General features: G+C 64.2%; 16 protein-coding genes and 5 pseudogenes. 14 read left to right on the forward strand and 7 right to left on the reverse strand.

Annotated features, from left to right (window positions below):
• The first annotated feature begins 233 nt into the window (after nt 1–233).
• From G6N55_RS00005 to G6N55_RS29525, 4 genes are all read left to right on the forward strand, one after another.
• Complete coding sequence (locus G6N55_RS00005) at nt 234–632, forward strand: very short patch repair endonuclease (RefSeq protein WP_163667084.1); 399 nt, start codon at nt 234–236, stop codon at nt 630–632.
• A 92-nt stretch (nt 633–724) separates the two neighbouring features.
• On the forward strand, nt 725–1,042 hold the full coding sequence (locus G6N55_RS30045; protein WP_197747376.1) for a DNA cytosine methyltransferase: 318 nt from the start codon (nt 725–727) through the stop codon (nt 1,040–1,042).
• On the forward strand, nt 1,039–2,106 hold the full coding sequence (locus G6N55_RS29520; RefSeq protein ID WP_197747377.1) for a DNA cytosine methyltransferase: 1,068 nt from the start codon (nt 1,039–1,041) through the stop codon (nt 2,104–2,106). Before G6N55_RS30045 ends, G6N55_RS29520 begins: the two co-directional genes overlap by 4 nt.
• Nucleotides 2,107–2,141: 35 nt before the next feature.
• On the forward strand, nt 2,142–2,660 hold the full coding sequence (locus G6N55_RS29525; RefSeq protein WP_197747378.1) for an HhH-GPD family protein: 519 nt from the start codon (nt 2,142–2,144) through the stop codon (nt 2,658–2,660).
• Here G6N55_RS29525 and G6N55_RS00015 read toward each other — a convergent pair.
• The gene (locus G6N55_RS00015; protein WP_085224109.1) at nt 2,657–3,940 is read right to left on the reverse strand and encodes an ATP-binding protein; all 1,284 of its coding nucleotides are present in this window, start codon (nt 3,938–3,940) and stop codon (nt 2,657–2,659) included. The two genes, G6N55_RS29525 and G6N55_RS00015, sit on opposite strands and share 4 nt — an antisense overlap.
• Nucleotides 3,941–4,163: 223 nt before the next feature.
• On the opposite strand from G6N55_RS00015, the gene G6N55_RS00020 reads away from it, so the two are divergent.
• From G6N55_RS00020 to G6N55_RS00050, 8 genes and pseudogenes are all read left to right on the forward strand, one after another.
• Nucleotides 4,164–4,823 (forward strand): hypothetical protein, encoded by a 660-nt coding sequence (locus tag G6N55_RS00020; protein ID WP_163667087.1) that lies wholly within the window; start codon nt 4,164–4,166, stop codon nt 4,821–4,823.
• A 246-nt stretch (nt 4,824–5,069) separates the two neighbouring features.
• Nucleotides 5,070–5,591: a hypothetical protein gene (locus G6N55_RS29580; protein WP_232078875.1), complete on the forward strand. Its 522-nt coding sequence runs from the start codon at nt 5,070–5,072 to the stop codon at nt 5,589–5,591.
• Nucleotides 5,546–6,523, forward strand: coding sequence for an EcsC family protein (locus tag G6N55_RS29585; RefSeq protein ID WP_232078876.1), 978 nt, complete (start codon nt 5,546–5,548; stop codon nt 6,521–6,523). The genes G6N55_RS29580 and G6N55_RS29585 overlap by 46 nt, the downstream gene beginning before the upstream one ends.
• Before the next feature lie 141 nt (nt 6,524–6,664).
• A pseudogene (locus G6N55_RS30265) lies at nt 6,665–6,922 on the forward strand (dioxygenase); the annotation flags it as partial.
• Nucleotides 6,811–7,326: pseudogene (locus G6N55_RS30270) on the forward strand (dioxygenase family protein); the annotation flags it as partial. The pseudogenes G6N55_RS30265 and G6N55_RS30270, both read left to right, overlap by 112 nt.
• Nucleotides 7,327–7,531: 205 nt before the next feature.
• Nucleotides 7,532–8,050: a carboxymuconolactone decarboxylase family protein gene (locus tag G6N55_RS00040; RefSeq protein WP_163667090.1), complete on the forward strand. Its 519-nt coding sequence runs from the start codon at nt 7,532–7,534 to the stop codon at nt 8,048–8,050.
• Nucleotides 8,047–8,601 carry a carboxymuconolactone decarboxylase family protein gene (locus G6N55_RS00045; RefSeq protein ID WP_085224118.1) on the forward strand — a complete coding sequence of 185 codons (555 nt, stop codon included), beginning with the start codon at nt 8,047–8,049 and terminating at the stop codon, nt 8,599–8,601. The genes G6N55_RS00040 and G6N55_RS00045 overlap by 4 nt, the downstream gene beginning before the upstream one ends.
• Nucleotides 8,602–8,619: 18 nt before the next feature.
• Nucleotides 8,620–9,218 (forward strand): annotated as a pseudogene (locus G6N55_RS00050) (TetR/AcrR family transcriptional regulator).
• On the opposite strand, the pseudogene G6N55_RS00055 reads toward G6N55_RS00050, so the two are convergent.
• Nucleotides 9,219–10,385: pseudogene (locus G6N55_RS00055) on the reverse strand (acyl-CoA dehydrogenase family protein).
• Between the two features lie 215 nt (nt 10,386–10,600).
• Nucleotides 10,601–11,362 carry a cutinase family protein gene (locus G6N55_RS00060; protein WP_332103776.1) on the reverse strand — a complete coding sequence of 254 codons (762 nt, stop codon included), beginning with the start codon at nt 11,360–11,362 and terminating at the stop codon, nt 10,601–10,603.
• Nucleotides 11,363–11,507: 145 nt separating this feature from the next.
• On the opposite strand from G6N55_RS00060, the gene G6N55_RS00065 reads away from it, so the two are divergent.
• Entirely contained in the window at nt 11,508–12,350 is an 843-nt protein-coding gene (locus tag G6N55_RS00065; protein WP_163667668.1) for an Rv3717 family N-acetylmuramoyl-L-alanine amidase, read from the forward strand.
• A 30-nt stretch (nt 12,351–12,380) separates the two neighbouring features.
• On the opposite strand, the pseudogene G6N55_RS30275 reads toward G6N55_RS00065, so the two are convergent.
• The 3 genes and pseudogenes from G6N55_RS30275 to G6N55_RS00075 form a co-directional block, all read right to left on the reverse strand.
• Nucleotides 12,381–12,517: pseudogene (locus G6N55_RS30275) on the reverse strand (hypothetical protein); the annotation flags it as partial.
• A 55-nt stretch (nt 12,518–12,572) separates the two neighbouring features.
• Nucleotides 12,573–12,905 carry a DUF202 domain-containing protein gene (locus G6N55_RS00070; RefSeq protein WP_085224128.1) on the reverse strand — a complete coding sequence of 111 codons (333 nt, stop codon included), beginning with the start codon at nt 12,903–12,905 and terminating at the stop codon, nt 12,573–12,575.
• Complete coding sequence (locus G6N55_RS00075) at nt 12,902–13,213, reverse strand: YidH family protein (RefSeq protein WP_085224208.1); 312 nt, start codon at nt 13,211–13,213, stop codon at nt 12,902–12,904. Before G6N55_RS00075 ends, G6N55_RS00070 begins: the two co-directional genes overlap by 4 nt.
• Nucleotides 13,214–13,389: 176 nt before the next feature.
• On the opposite strand from G6N55_RS00075, the gene G6N55_RS00080 reads away from it, so the two are divergent.
• Nucleotides 13,390–14,115 (forward strand): haloacid dehalogenase type II, encoded by a 726-nt coding sequence (locus G6N55_RS00080; protein ID WP_085224130.1) that lies wholly within the window; start codon nt 13,390–13,392, stop codon nt 14,113–14,115.
• Between the two features lie 4 nt (nt 14,116–14,119).
• On the opposite strand, the gene G6N55_RS00085 is transcribed toward G6N55_RS00080, so the two are convergent.
• On the reverse strand, nt 14,120–14,617 hold the full coding sequence (locus G6N55_RS00085) for a hypothetical protein (RefSeq protein ID WP_085224132.1): 498 nt from the start codon (nt 14,615–14,617) through the stop codon (nt 14,120–14,122).
• Nucleotides 14,618–14,651 lie beyond the last annotated feature (34 nt).

Raw genomic sequence — 14,651 nt, forward strand, 5'->3', positions numbered from 1 at the left:
TGAACTCGGAGAAATGGATGTCAGTGCTGCGAGCAGTGAATCCGCCTTGCGCCGACTCCTTCGCAGAGTCAAGTGAAGATCAAATTTCCGTGGCGGTAGGCGTCGCTCCGACGATAAAGGATAGTTAATGGGTTCGCAGGAAGCGCCGCGAGCAGCCGACTCGTCGCCTCCACCGCTCAGCGAGAGCGTCCGCCGCCAGATGAGCGCAATGCCCACGAGACACCGGCACAGAGATGGCTCTCCGGAGAGAGCTTCACAGGCGGGGGTTGCGTTTCCGTGTGCAAGTCCGAACACTTCCTGGGCGGCCCGACGTCGCCTTCACGCGTGCGCGGATAGCGGTGTTCGTCGACGGCTGCTTCTGGCATCGCTGTCCCTCACACGGCACCTCACCAAAAAACAATGCGGAGTGGTGGGCCGCGAAGCTTGAGGCGAACGTGATCAGAGACAAAAAGAAAGACGAGATGCTGCGGTGTCTCGGCTGGCTACCCATCCACATTTGGGAACACGAAGACCCTGGCGAGGCTGCCGAGGCGATTCACAATCTTTGGCGAATGCGGGTCCATCCTCCGAAAGATATGGTGGATGGGTCCGCTAATGCGTGTTCGTGGAACGACATCCAGCGGCCCGAGTGACTGGGCACCTTCGACGTGGGCGGACCACCGCGGCTTCGGCGCGCAACGGCGCGCCTCAGTACTGTGTCGCCCCCCTCACTTAATCTGGCTGTATGACCGCGCGCCAAGTGACGACTTCTGGATCGTCGTATGCGGTTAAGCAGATTCGTGGGCCGTTCGTCGAGCTTGATCCGCACCCATGCCACACGCGTTCGGATACGGATCTCGCCGCGCTCTGCACCGATCTGCGGGCTCACGGTGTGCCGTTGGTGGCAGACCTGTTCAGTGGAGCCGGTGGTATGAGTCTCGGTTTCGAGGAAGCCGGTTTCAGGGTGGTTTTGGGGGTCGACCACTATGGCTTTGCAGTGGAGACGCATCGGCATCATTTCGCCGGGATGTCGTTGGACGACGACCAGCGGACCCAGCAATGATTGAGCGGGTCGCAAAGCTGTTAAAGCGCAACAAAATCGACGTCCTAACCGGCGGCCCGCCGTGCCAGCCGTTTTCTAGGGCGGGACGGTCGATGATTCGGCACCGCGTTTTGACGGGCGTAGCCGATCCGCATGACGAACGTCGTGACCTGTGGCGGTCCTTCTTGGAAGTTGTTCAGTTGGCACGCCCTCGGGCAGTAGTCATGGAGAACGTTCCTGATATGGCGCTAGACCGCGAAATGTTCATCTTGCGCAGCATGACCGAGGAACTCGAACAAATCGGTTATTCGGTCTCCGCGCGCGTAGATAGTTGGCGCTTCGGCGTACCCCAAATGCGGCAGCGCTTGCTATTGGTCGCCCTCAAAAGCCGCATCCGTTTCACTTGGCCGGCAGAATCAGAGAAGCGGGTTACTTTGTGGAACGCTATTGGTGATATGCCTGAAGTCGAAGGTGGATGGCGTCCGGCCGGCGGAGCTTTCGGATGGGCGAATTACGTTGGGCCTCGTACTGAATACCAAACGTGGATGCGACGAAACGTCTCGGCGGCAGATGCCTGCAAACTATTCGACCACATTACTAGGCCCGTTCGCGAGGATGACCGTGCCGCATTTGAATCTATGACCCACAAGACGAAGTACACGGACTTAGCGCCCGAGTACCAGCGCTATCGCAAAGATATCTTTGATGACAAGTACAAGAAGCTCGATGAGAACGATCTTTCTCGCACAATAACAGCACACATTGCGAAAGACGGTTATTGGTATATCCACCCCAGACAGCCGCGTACACTCACGGTCCGTGAGGCCGCTCGGATTCAAACTTTTCCGGATGATTTTCGTTTTGCTGGGCCACCGTCGGCAGCTTTCAAGCAGATCGGTAACGCGGTCCCACCCCTAGTCGGAGAGGTGATTGCTAAGGCGGTAAGGACTTCACTGGCGTCAGGAACGAAGGCTGGGCTTTCCACTCGAGAGACTTCCGGAAGTTGGCACGTTGGTTTCAACAACAGTCTTCCATCGCTGCGATCCCGTGGTTCAAGACTGGGAACCGTTGGAAGTTCCTTCTAGCCGAACTTCTTCTTGACCGCGCGACGCCGACTGTCATGAACGCGGTGTGGCCGATCATCGACAAGCGGCACGACATCCGCCCTGGAGAGTTGCCCGATGACGAGGCGGTCGATCTCCTCGACGAACTCATGTCGGGAGTGGGCCGCGGCCAGCGGATTTCGGCGGTGCGTCAGCTTGTTGCGCAGTTGTCTGCTGCCCCAAATGCGTTGTGGGAGCCAACAATCGACCGCACAGTACTCTCGGTCATACCGTCTGCAGTGGCGGACTTACTGGAGCTCGCTTTGCCAATCAGCCACGAAGGGCGAGATAGCGAGCCTGTACTAATCACTAAGGGTGTTTTGCGCGTCACCAGCCGGTTCCAAGGCAACGACGCCGACAAGAGAAATGTGCAGACTGATGGGCGCATCGCGGTGGCCAGCATGATCGGCTTCGGCGACGATTCGCGGCCTGCGCACTTGGGGCTTATCGCGTTGGCGGCTGACATTTGTCTGGTGGAAAAGCCGCTGTGCGGCGATTGTCCCCTAAGCAGGTGGTGCGCGGCAGCCGGCGGTTAGAAACCTAGCCCCCGGGCAAGCTCGGGGTGTTGGTCTTGCATGAAGGCCATTACCTTCTTGAAGGCTTCGTAGTGACCTGACTGAATTGCCGCTGATTTAAGCGCTAACCCGATCTCCGGCAGCGAGCCGGTGGCTGGTGCTTTGTCGTCGTTCTCAGTCCCGTCGTCAAGGTCGTCAGTTGTGTCCGCGTTGTGGCGGCGGTAAACACGGTCGGCAAGAATGCATAACTCACTGACGGGTCGCTCCAACATCTGTTTGAGCTGGGCAGGTACCGACACCCGCATCTTTGCGACATTGATATTGAAAACCTCATCAAGACTGCTCGTGAAGTCGAGACTCGCGCGGGCCAGCTTTGTGTGTTCGTCGATGCCACGGGTACCCGCCCAGCTACCCCATTGCACCAGCCGGTTCTCCCGATACACATAGAGGCCCTGCTGCCGGTTCCAATTGAGCGGTCCGGCCGCGTTCTCGAATGCGTCGGGAGAGCTAAATGTTCTTTTCCCAGGGAGGATGTAGCGACGGAGCTCGACTGCTCCAACCCCCGTTGCGCTCTCCAACTCGAACTGCTGGGTCGACAGTTGCTGCGTCCCCGGTTCGTGGCGAACGAATGGGTCCCACGCTAAGAGCTTGTCACCATTGACGCTGATAGAAATCCTGGGAGCGTTGTTCTCGCCGGTTATGAACCGGTGGAACACCATCGCCAAGTGACGCTTGGTCTTCTCGACCAGCACCTCGAAACGTCGCTTAGCCCACCCGCCGGCGGCACCAGAAGCGGGAAGTACGCGGTCCAGATTCTGCCATACGACGACGGTGCCCGTCCCTGTGCCGAGCAACTCTTCGCTCCTAGCGACAGCATGATCGCGTGGGTTCTCGGCAAGGACCCAATCGTCCAGCTCGGCAATGAGATCCAAATCCAGCGATCTCCACAGCGGACGTTTGCGATCGGCTGATCTAGAGACAACAGTCACGCAACGAGCTTGGGACAGCGATGCCGTCTTAAGTCCAAGTCCGTATCGCCCAAGGTCGCCCGAACCGTAGGTGCGGCGGCTACCGAAGCGGAGGGCCTCAAGCATGCCCCGCGCGTTCAGGCCAGCACCATTGTCGGCAACATAGACGGTGGAGGCCTGACCAGCGAACTCGATTTCGACTCCCACATCGGTCGCGCCGGCGGCGATACTGTTGTCTATAAGGTCGGCAACCGCGCTGACGAAATCGTACCCAATGTCCCGCAACGACGATGTGAGCCGAGCGGCCGATGGCGCGGCATTGGAAAGTTTCATCGATTCAAGGCTCCAGGTTCCGTCCTGACGTTGGCCTTAAGTTAAACAGCAGGCACAGACAATATCGGACCGACTCGCGCGGCACACCCCAACTTTCGGCGTCTGCTGCGTACCGGGATTTGCCGTAGCGCAGACCACGGCGCCAAGGCCCGATCGGCGCTCCATGTCAAGTCTCGCAAGTTCTAAGAGTAGAAATGCAGGGCCGTCGGTTACGTTCATCGCTGTGGAAGCCAACGACCGAGCGCACGCCTTCGTACAGTGGTTGTCCAGCCTGACGCTACTCACTCGAACGTTCGACGCGTCTAAGGCGTGGCGGGAGCACCGCTATCAGTTCGCCTACCGTTTAGGAGAGCTGCTCGCCGGCGCGACCGATACTGCTGGGGCTGTCCAGGGACCAGTTGTTTACGGTATTTGGCTCGATTGGGGCTGCCTATATATCGGACAGACGACGGAGGCGTCGCGCCGGCTCCGCGACCTACCTGTTGGCGAAAGTCATCACCTCGCCACAACATTTCCTCCCGAGATATGGGATCGCGTGGTCGTCGTGGCCTGGCCAGCCTTGCCGGAAGCCGAAGTACTGATGGCCGACTTCGATTCGAACAGGATTGGTCTAGCGCTCGAGTACCGGCTGCAATCTCGGCTGAAACCATTGGTAAATTCCTGGCGCCGGACACCCAACGGCGGTTGGCGCGCTGTCGACTGGTCTAGAAGTACCTCGGTGGGAGCCCGCGCAGCAGCGCAGATCGACACGCTGTCAGAACGGCTGGATGAGCTCTTCGACCGCGCATCCACCGATGAGATCGGGGACGCGCCATTGGCAAGCCATGTACGTTGCGTAAGACCAAGGCGTCTTTGTATGGTGAGCTGGGTTTGTAGGTGCTAATAAGTCGGCGCTCGATGAGATGATTTGCGTCGCGACCCGGTTGGAAGTCGCGACCCGGTTGGAAATTGTGAAATCAGGTTCCGATCAAGCGGCACGGCCCGACACATGCCGTGGCTGGGAGCGCGGCTAACCGGCTGCCTGCTGTTACAGGCTTCGACTCGGGACAAGCTTTCGATGTCGACACCCTGCCTACTCCTCGCCGCTGTGCTGTGATGTTGCTCAGAAGAATCACGTCGGGAGCATCGGGTGGCGCTATCTGAGTACGAGCAAGAACAGCTGACGAAGGTCAACGCGTACAAGCACCCACCGCGGCGCCCGGAACGGCGCCTGCTTCCCTTCACGGTCGGTGGCCTGGGCTCGGGGGTGGTCAACACGCTGCTGAAGCTGCCGGTACTGCGCGAGGTGAAAAAGCCAGGCGCGGCGGTGCTGGACACCGCGGCCGCGGGCGCCGCCAGGTTCATGACCAAGACGGGTCAACTGGCCACGTCGGAGGCGCGCGTCATCGGCGCCTATGCGAAGAAAGGCCACCCGGTCGAGCATCTCGACGACATCAGGAAGCTCGACCTGCGATCCATCGACGAGGTCGCGTCCTTCGGTCTCCGGCATCGCGCCTACTCGGCATCGGCGGCGGCGGAAGGCGCGGCGGCCCGGCCGTCAGCAGCGGTGAGGCGGCGGCAACCGCCGGTGCGGCGGCCACCGCGGGCGCCGCGGCGGGGCCGGGATTGGGCACCGTCGCCACGGCGATGGGCGTCGACGCCGCGGTGTTGACCGCGTGCAGCGCGGTGGTGGCTCACGATGCTCTCTATTACGGCTACGACCCGCTCGACCCCGCCGAAGAGATCTTCATGATGCACGTCATCGCGTTGGGCCTCGCGGAGACGGAACCGGCGAAAGTCGCCGCCTACCAACAGCTTACGTTGTTGACCGAAAGCCTCGCCCGCAACGCGGCGTGGCAGCAGCTCGACCGGCAGGTGGCCGTCAAGGTCATCCAGAAGTTCGCCGTCAAATTCGCCCAGGACCTGACGCTGAAAAAGCTGGTGCAGCTGGTACCCGGCCTCGGCGTCGGACTGGGCGCGGCCCTGAACTGGACGACGGTCGGCGAGATCGCCGACGCGGCCTACTGGGCTTACCGCGAGCGCTTCCTGTACGAAAGGGCGCCGAATTCGAGCCCATCGCAACCGATATCGAGGGCGCCAAGAACGACGATCGACTATCGCTCGATCTCGAAGACATCCTCAAGTCGGAAGGCGTCCAGCTCGACGGCGAACGCTAACCACGGTGACCCGACGGCGCCCACACATTATCGTGACGGTCAAGCAAACAAAGGACGGGCGCCCGTGGACCACATCGCAACAGCGGACGCGATCGCGGCCGCCGCCCACGCCGGCCAGGTCGACAAGGCCGGCATGCCCTACATCGGACACGTCCGCCGCGTCGCCTCCTACGTCGATCCCGCCAACACCGACGCCGTGGTGGCGGCCCTGCTGCACGACGTCATCGAGGACACCGGCCTCACCGCGGCCGACCTGGCCGAGCGCGGCATCCCGCAGGCCGCGATCGACGCGATCGAGCTGCTGACCCGCCGCGACGACCAGCCGTCGGCCGATTACTACCGTCGCATCAGCGCGCACCCGACCGCCGGGAAGTCAAGCTCGCGGACCTGGCCGACAACACCGATCCCGAACGGATGGCAAACCTGACCGAGTCCGACCGGGCACGGCTGACCAGAGTACGCGGGCGCCTACGCCGCGCTCGGCGCCGACTTCGACGACGGGGCCCGGCGCAGAACCCGTGCGGCACAGTGAAACCCGCCGGTTAGCCGTCGACGTGAAAGGCAGCCCATGCCAGATCTCAACGAACACACCATTACCGAAGCCGTAAAGAAAACCTTCGACACGTCCACCGACGACCGGTTCAGGCAACTGCTCCAAAGCCTGGTTCAGCACCTGCACGACTTCGCCCGCGAGGTGCGGCTGACCGGCGACGAGTGGTTCACCGCAATGGATTTCATCGAACGGCTGGGCAAAATCTCCAGCCCCACCCGCCAGGAGGTGGTGCTGGCCTCCGACATCCTCGGCCTGTCGATGCTGCTGGACACGATGAACGAGAGCCCCGGCGGCTCGGCCACCGCCTCGGCGCTGCTGGGCCGTTCTACGTCGAGGGCCGACCGAGCGCCCCCAACGGCGCCGACATCTCCAACGGCGTCGCGGGCACACCGATGTTCGTCACCGGCCGCGTCGTCGACGAACACGGCGAGCCGGTCGCGAAAGCGCACGTCGACATCTGGCACAGCGACGGCGACGGCGCCTACGACGTCCAGCTGACCGAGCAACTGCACGGCGAGTTCGCGATGCGCGCGCTGCTGACCACCGACGCCGACGGCCGATTCTGGTGCCGCTCGATCACGCCGCGCTACTACCCGGTGCCCACCGACGGCCCGTGTGGGGAGATCATGCGCGCCGCCAACCGATCCGTGATGCGCCCGCAGCACGTGCACTTCTGGTTCCAGGCCGACGGCTACCACCCGCTGATCACCCAGCTGTTCCTCGACGACGACCCTACATCGGGCGCGACGCCGTCTTCGCCGACCGGGCGTCGTTGCAGGCCGACTTCGTGCGCCACGAGCCGGGCGTCGCGCCGGACGGAACAGAAGTCGACGAACCGTTCGTCGCGCTGGACTGGACGTTCACCCTCGCGGCCGAGCGCCCGTGACCCGCATCGCGCTCGACCTCGACCGGCAGCCCGAACCGATCCGCGAGTGGGCGGCCCGGCGCGGCAACCTCAATGTCTTTGCGCTACTCGCCAACGCGCCCAACGTATTTCCCGGTTGGTCGCAAATGGTCGACGAGCTGTACGCCAGCCCGACCTTCACCGCGCGCCTGCGGGAAGTGGTCGTCGTACGGGTCGCGCACCTGCAGGGCTCACCGTATGAGCTCGCCCAGCACGTGCCGCTCGCAACCGCCGCCGGGCTCACCGAGCACGAGCTTGACGCCCTGGCCACCGGCGACCTCGAAGGCTTCAGTGCCGACGAACGCGCGGCCCTCGACGTCGTCGACGAGTTGTGCACCACCCGCCACCTGACCGACGATTCCTTTGCCGCGGCCCGGGCCGTCTTCGGCGACGCGGCGCTCACCGAATTGCTGATGCTCGTCAGCTGCTACTACGGGCTGGCCCTGGTGCTCAACGCCGCCGACCTGGAGATCGACGTTCCGGGCCCGAGCCGATGACCCGGATTCCGTACCGCCGCCCCGAGGACATGACCGACCGGGCCCGCGAATTGACCGAGGAGCGCGGCAATCTCAACGTCTACCGCACGCTGGCCAACGCCGAGCACGTCTACACCGGCTGGATGCTGGCCGGTCGCGACGCCCTGACCAGCCCGGTGCTGACCCGGCGACTGCGCGAACTGGTGACCCTGCGCACCGCCTATCTGATGGACAGCGCCTACGAGCTGGGCCAGCACCGCGACATCGCTCAGACGGCGGGGGTCGGCGTGGCCGAGATCGACGCCGTCACCTCCGAATCCGATTGGCAAACAAGCGATTTCAACGCGACCGAGCTTGCGGTTTTGCGGTTGACAACCGAGCTTGTCACCACCCGCGCCGTCGCCGCCCCGCTCGTCGAACAGGTGCAGCAGGCCCTGGGGCCGGAGGCCACCGTGGAGATACTGCTGGTCATCGGCCGCTACGCCGGTCTGGCGCTGATGCTGAACGCGCTCGACGTCGACCTCGACGAGACTGCCCGTCTACCTACACTGCCAACTGAACGCCGGCGTTAATTTCGCACAAGTCTAACGATGCGGGGCCGATTCCCCGTAACGTTGCACGACGTGGCCGCGCGTAAGCCCTCGACGCGCCTGTCAGCCGACGACTGGCTGCAGGCCGGCTATACATTGCTCGCCGAGGAGGGCGCACGCGCCCTCAAGATCGAACGGCTCTGCCAGCAGGTCGGCGCCACCCGGGGCAGCTTCTACTGGCACTTCGAGGACATGGACGGCTACCGGGCCGCGCTGGTCGAATCGTGGAAGACGTTCCGGGAGCAGGATCGACAATCGTTGAACGAGATCGACACGCTGCCGCCGCGAGAACGGTTGTCGGCCATGATGATTTCCTTGGTGCGGCCGCAACACTGGATACTCGAACGCGCGATGCGGGAGTGGGCCCGCACCGACGAGGCCGCCGCCGCCAACATTCGCGACGCGGATCGGCGCCTGCTGCGTTCGGTCGCAAGGCCTACGGCGACTGCGGATTCAGCCCCGAGGACGCCAAGCTGCGCGCGGAGCTGACGTTCGCGGCCGGAATCGGGCTGCTCCACCTCACCGGCTCGGCCACCCAGGCGCAAAAGCTGGCCAACCACGAGCGCTTCCTGGACCTGATGCTGGGCGAATCGAAGTAATCACACCATCGCGATCGGCGATACCTTGGCGCCAATCGCCAACGCCCCGGCCAACTCCCGGCTCACGTCGTAGTCGAACACCACATGGCCCGCGGCGATGTCCACGTCGCGCTTGGCGCGCTGCAACGGGCTGGACAAGTTATGGGCACTGGCACCGGCGGCCTCCAGCAGATCGGCGATGATCGCCCGGGACTCGTGCACGGTGTACGCCGCGGCCAGCCGGGCGTTGGCCCGCACCGATCGCCGCACGCGTTCACCGCTGACCACGAGTTCGTCGATCTCGGCGGCGGTCTCGGCGACCAGCGAACGCAGCGCGCGCAGCCGCACCGTGGCGTCGGCGAGCCTGATCTGGGCGGCCGGCTGATCCTTTTGCGCCACACCGCTATACGCCAGCACGCGGTCGCCGAGCCGCTCGGCGAACAGCTCGGCCACCCGTTCGGCGGCACCGAGCACCGGCATCGACGCCACCAGCGCCAGCGCGGGCACCAGCGGCCACCGGTAGCTGGCCACCCGTGCACCTGCGCGCCCGGGGCGGTGCCGCCATAGATGTCGGCCACGCCGGCGATGCGATGCGCGGGGACGAACACATCGGTGGCGATCAGATCGTGAGAGCCGGTGCCGCGCATGCCCGCGGTGTGCCACACGTCGTCGACCTCGACGTGGCCGGCGGGCAGCACCACCAGCGACGGGGTGATGGCGTCGTCGCGCTCGATCAGCGCGCCCACGATCACCCAGTCGGCATCCATCGCACCCGTCGCCCGGACCATCGACCGGTCAGGCGCACGCCGCCGTCGGCCGGGTGCCGCGCCCGGTCGGGGCCAGCGGAGCCGGCGCCAGCACCGGGCCCGAGGCGAACACTTCTTCCTGCAGCTGTGGGTCGAACAGCGACAGCAGCCAGTTGTGCAGCGCGTAGAACCCCAACGTCCACGCACTCGACGCGCAGCCGTGCGCCATCAACCGAATCGGTTCCAGCAGTTCGGGAAACGCTGCTTGCAGACCTCCGAACCTGGCCGGCAGCAGCAGCCTAAACAAGTCCGTCTGCCGGAATTCGCTGACCGTCGCCGCGGGCAGCCGGCGCAGCCGCTCGGCTTCCCCGGCGCGCTGCGCTAACCGCGCGACGAATTCGTCGGTGATGCCGTGCAGCGAGCGGCTCGCGACCGCGGACATGCGGCCACCGTAACATACTTTTTAGTACGCAAAGGCGGGCTACGTCGCGCTGTGGGCATGGTTGTGCGGAACCCTTTCGACGTCAGCCTGTCACCAGGCAGACGGCCGGCGCGCCGCGGATGTGAGGCCCGGATCGAAAATTCTTCTGCTACAGCGCAAGACGCATAGAAACACGGGCCACGGCGAAGGGGGACTTCGCCGTGGCCCGTTGAGTTTTAGTTGCCGAAGCCGCCGCCGGTGGGCGGGTGCACGACTACTGCCGGTCCGCCGGAGGCCGCGTCGATTCGGGCGGCGGCAAAGGACGCGCCCTTGTCGATCATGGCGCCGTCGTCGGCGTAGGTGTTGTGGGCGGCGAAGTCCATTCCGTCCGAACACACCGGTCCTCGTTGGCGCAGACCTTGATCGTCTTGCCCGCGTAGGCCGGTCCGATGACCAGCGGCGGTTGACCCAAAGTTCATCGCCCGCGTGTTAGGCGTTCCGAAGAGCACCACCGCGGCGACGTGGTCGGCGATGTCGGGTGACAGCGGCTTGGGCACGGTCGCGGGGTCGTACCCGTCGGGCACTGACGCCGAGGTGACGAAGCCCATCACGGCTGCGCCCTGCGAGAAGCCGCTGAGCACCATCTTGGTCTTCGGGCAGCTGTTTGCCATCGACACCACATGGGCACCGGCGTCCCTGATGCCATCCATGCCGGTGGACCATTCATCGCTGGCGGGGTAGTTGACGGCATAGACGTCGACGGACTTTCCGGCTTCGCGCCCGCGCAGGTTGTCGACGAAGGCCTGCCCCGTCGGGCCGATGCCTGCCGGCTCGCCGGTGCCTCGCGCATACACCACTTGAACGTCGGGGCATGGCTCGGCCGATGCCGAGGGAGTAGGGGAGATAAGGAAACTAGTGCCAAGGCCGACGGCTGCTATTGCCGTGGGTTTGACGAGTTGATTGATGTGACCGGCGATCATGCCGAAATATCTGCCCATCGGTGTCCATCCCAAACCTTTGAGTTCCAAAACCAGTTCACCACCGTTGCCAAAGACCGCAAAAGCGACACGCAGAAGATTGACGCTGGTCTTATTTGGCCTGATATGTCCCCGGTCAATACCGATGGACTGCTGGCCGGTCCCGATGTCGTGCCTTTGCAAATCAATCGGCTTGATCCCGAGGATAGCAGGAGATTGTTACCATCGCGCGGTGAACGATCCTGCGCGACGAGGGTTCGGCCGGCTGAAATCTGTTTCCAGACGCCAGGTCTTGAAACTTGCCGGTTCCGCGCCGGTGCTCCTCGGTGTGACAACGCTTGTTGCCCCGCGCGCATCCGCCGGCCTTGCCGGGGCGTCGGTCTTCCTCGACGCGGGCCACAACGCCGTGAACGACGCCTCGATAAACCAACAGGTTCCGAACGGCCGGGGCGGCACCAAAGCCTGCCAAACGTCGGGCGCCGCGACCAACGACGGCTACCCGGAGCATGCGTTCAATTGGGCCGTCGTCGGCCTCGTCAATGATTCGCTGCGGCAAATGGGCGTTAATACCGCGTTGTCACGCGACAACGACAGCTCCGTCGGTCCTTGCGTCGACGCGCGTGCGGCGCAGGCCAATGCGATGCACCCCAATGCGATCGTCAGTATTCACGCCGACGGTGGTCCGCCGTCCGGCAGCGGATTTCACGTCAACTACTCCAGCCCGCCGCTCAACGATGTCCAGGCCGGCCCGGCCGTGCAGCTGGCGCACACGATGCGTGATGCCCTGGTACAGGCTGGTTTTCACCCGTCGACCTACGTCGGGTCGGACGGCCTGTACGGGCGCGCCGACCTCGCCGGCCTGAACCTGGCGCAGTACCCGGCGGTGCTCGTCGAACTCGGCAACATGAGAAACGCGGAGGAAGCGGCGCTGATGGAAAGCGCGGACGGCCGGGCGAAGTACGCCGCGGCCGTCACCCAGGGGATCGTCGCGTTCCTGAACGGCCGCTGAAACTCAGCCCGGGACAGCCTCTTTGGGGACATCCGTCGGCCAATCGGCCAACGTGTCCAGATAAAGCTGACGCACCTCGGCAAAATGCGATCCGGCAACGTCTCGAGTGTCCAGTCGTCGACCGGGATCGGCGGCAGCACCGCGATTTCGACTGTGCCGGGCGTGATCTTGAGCAACGCGTCGCAAACAGCAGGTTTGACGGTTGTGAACGCTTGGGGTGGCTTACAGCAGCTGCGCGGCCGTGGCCATCGTGATCAGCAGCATGGTGGCTATCCCGATGATGTACACGGGGCGACGGGGGCCGATGTGCGCCGGGAGTGGCCGCCGCTGCAGTAGTGCCTGCCGCCGGAACGCAATCAGGTAGGTGCACAACGCCGCCAGGAGCGCCATGCCCGCCGGGATCAACGGTGCCCATCCGTGGGCGCTGTGAATTTCCTTGATGGCCAGCAGTACGCCGTTGGCCAGGAATGCGAACGACGTCCGGCTCCAGGCGAGTACCGTGCGTTCGGGCTGGAGCCCAGGGACCCGGGTGCCGTGCGCCGCCGCCTGGGTCAACGCGAGACCACCTTGAGAATGATCAACCCGAGCGCGACCAGGCCGACGATGCAGAGACCCACCGCGAGGTAGGCCGGCGAGGGGTGCCGGGGCAAGGCGTCGCCGCGGCGCATCGCGTGATCGGCCTGCTGCCAGCGCAGCAGCCCCATCCCGCTGGTGAGGATCGCGAGCACCACGAGACCCAATCCGATCAGCCGCCGGGCGCCGGGCACCGTCATCTCGGGAACGAGCTGCACCAGGGCGACCGCCGCGGCCAGCAGTCCCAGCGCGGTGCGCTGCCAGGACAGGAAGGTGCGCTCGTTGGCCATCGTGAATCGGTAGTCGGGTTCGAGCTCTTCCGCGCTGAGCGCGTGACGTTCGTCGGCGGGCGTGATGGTGTTATCGGCCACGGGTACCTCGCAAGACGTATGAGAACAAGCATTTTTATACCGTTGATTTTAACTGACCGCGTGCGCCGTGCTGCCGCGGTCTCGAGCCTGGCGGCATGATGAAGGTTGTGGTTAAGGCGTTGTTGTTCGACGTGCAAGGCACCGCGACGGATTTCTTCTCGACGGTCTGCGACGAGGCGCAACGGATCAGCGCTGGACGTCATCCGGATGTCGATTGGCCCGACCTGGTGCGGCGTTGGCGTGCAGGCTACTTCACCGCTCTAGAAGCGGCACGCAGCCGACAGAGCGGATGGGTGTCGGTGCACTCGGTGTACCGCTTTGCTTTGGAGGCTCTGCTGGAGGAGTCCGGCATTGACGGCTTCACCGATGCCGAGCGCGAGGAGCTCACGCTGGCCTGGCAGCGGCTCGAACCCTGGCCGGATGTGGCGCCCGGGCTGTCCTGGCTGAAGAGCGACTTCACGTTGGCGACGCTGTCGAACGCCGACGTGTCCGCGGTCATCAATATCTCCAAGCGAGCGCGATTGCCCTGGGATGCGATCTTCGCCGCGGAGATGGCCGGGGTGTTCAAGCCGGATCCGGCGATCTATCGGATGGCCGCGACCTACCTGGGTCTGGAACCCGCCGAGATCATGATGGTGGCAAGCCACAAATACGACATCCGCGCGGCGGCGGCCCTCGGCTTTCGCACGGCGTTCATCGCGCGTCCTTTGGAGTTCGGGGCCGACGGCGATCCCGATGTGGAGTATTCGGACGAGTTCGACATCAACGCGTCCGATTTTCTCGACCTCGCCGATCAGCTGGGCGTCTGGTGGCCGTCTTAAAGCGTCAGCGATGCGCGGATCCGGTCAGCGGTTGACCGGTGGCGGATTGCAGCAGGCAGATCAGCGTGCTGGGCGTCGGATCGGCGCCGGTGCGATCCTGGTTCGAGTCGATGAGGTACGTGATCGAAAACGCGCTGCCGGCCAGGGATTTGCCGGTGTAGGGCGCAAACCCGGCGGTGCAGTCCCGGTTGGCGACGGTGGAGATGGCGGTGTCCACGGCCATCGGGGCGCGCAGATAGACCTCGGCCAAATGTGCTGTGGCGCAGTCGACGACGGTGATGGTGACGCGGCTGAGGTCGGCCGGCGGAAGATCCGCGGTGCAATCGCCGACTTGAAGGTTGATCCACTTCTCGGTGTGCGAACCCAGCGGGATGGCCGCCATTGTGGAGGGCTTAGCCGTCGCGTGCGGGGTGATCGTGCTCCTGGCCGGCTCTGCACCGCACCCGGTGAGCAGCGAAAGTGCGGCCAGGCCGCATACGGTGTGAAGGCTTCGCGTCCGCATGGCGGCCTCCTCGAGATCTCGCTTAGCGGAGGAG

The sequence above is a fragment of the Mycobacterium florentinum genome, assembly GCF_010730355.1.
Lineage (GTDB): Bacteria > Actinomycetota > Actinomycetes > Mycobacteriales > Mycobacteriaceae > Mycobacterium > Mycobacterium florentinum.

Coding starts and splice junctions, on each gene's coding strand:
- G6N55_RS00065 (WP_163667668.1), top strand. CDS start 11,508: ATGTCGTGCCTTTGCAAATCAATCGGCTTGATCCCGAGGATAGCAGGA.
- G6N55_RS00015 (WP_085224109.1), bottom strand. CDS start 3,940: ATGAAACTTTCCAATGCCGCGCCATCGGCCGCTCGGCTCACATCGTCG.
- G6N55_RS29525 (WP_197747378.1), top strand. CDS start 2,142: ATGAACGCGGTGTGGCCGATCATCGACAAGCGGCACGACATCCGCCCT.
- G6N55_RS30045 (WP_197747376.1), top strand. CDS start 725: ATGACCGCGCGCCAAGTGACGACTTCTGGATCGTCGTATGCGGTTAAG.
- G6N55_RS00005 (WP_163667084.1), top strand. CDS start 234: ATGGCTCTCCGGAGAGAGCTTCACAGGCGGGGGTTGCGTTTCCGTGTG.
- G6N55_RS00080 (WP_085224130.1), top strand. CDS start 13,390: ATGATGAAGGTTGTGGTTAAGGCGTTGTTGTTCGACGTGCAAGGCACC.
- G6N55_RS00045 (WP_085224118.1), top strand. CDS start 8,047: ATGACCCGGATTCCGTACCGCCGCCCCGAGGACATGACCGACCGGGCC.
- G6N55_RS00085 (WP_085224132.1), bottom strand. CDS start 14,617: ATGCGGACGCGAAGCCTTCACACCGTATGCGGCCTGGCCGCACTTTCG.
- G6N55_RS00075 (WP_085224208.1), bottom strand. CDS start 13,213: ATGGCCAACGAGCGCACCTTCCTGTCCTGGCAGCGCACCGCGCTGGGA.
- G6N55_RS29520 (WP_197747377.1), top strand. CDS start 1,039: ATGATTGAGCGGGTCGCAAAGCTGTTAAAGCGCAACAAAATCGACGTC.
- G6N55_RS00060 (WP_332103776.1), bottom strand. CDS start 11,362: ATGGGCAGATATTTCGGCATGATCGCCGGTCACATCAATCAACTCGTC.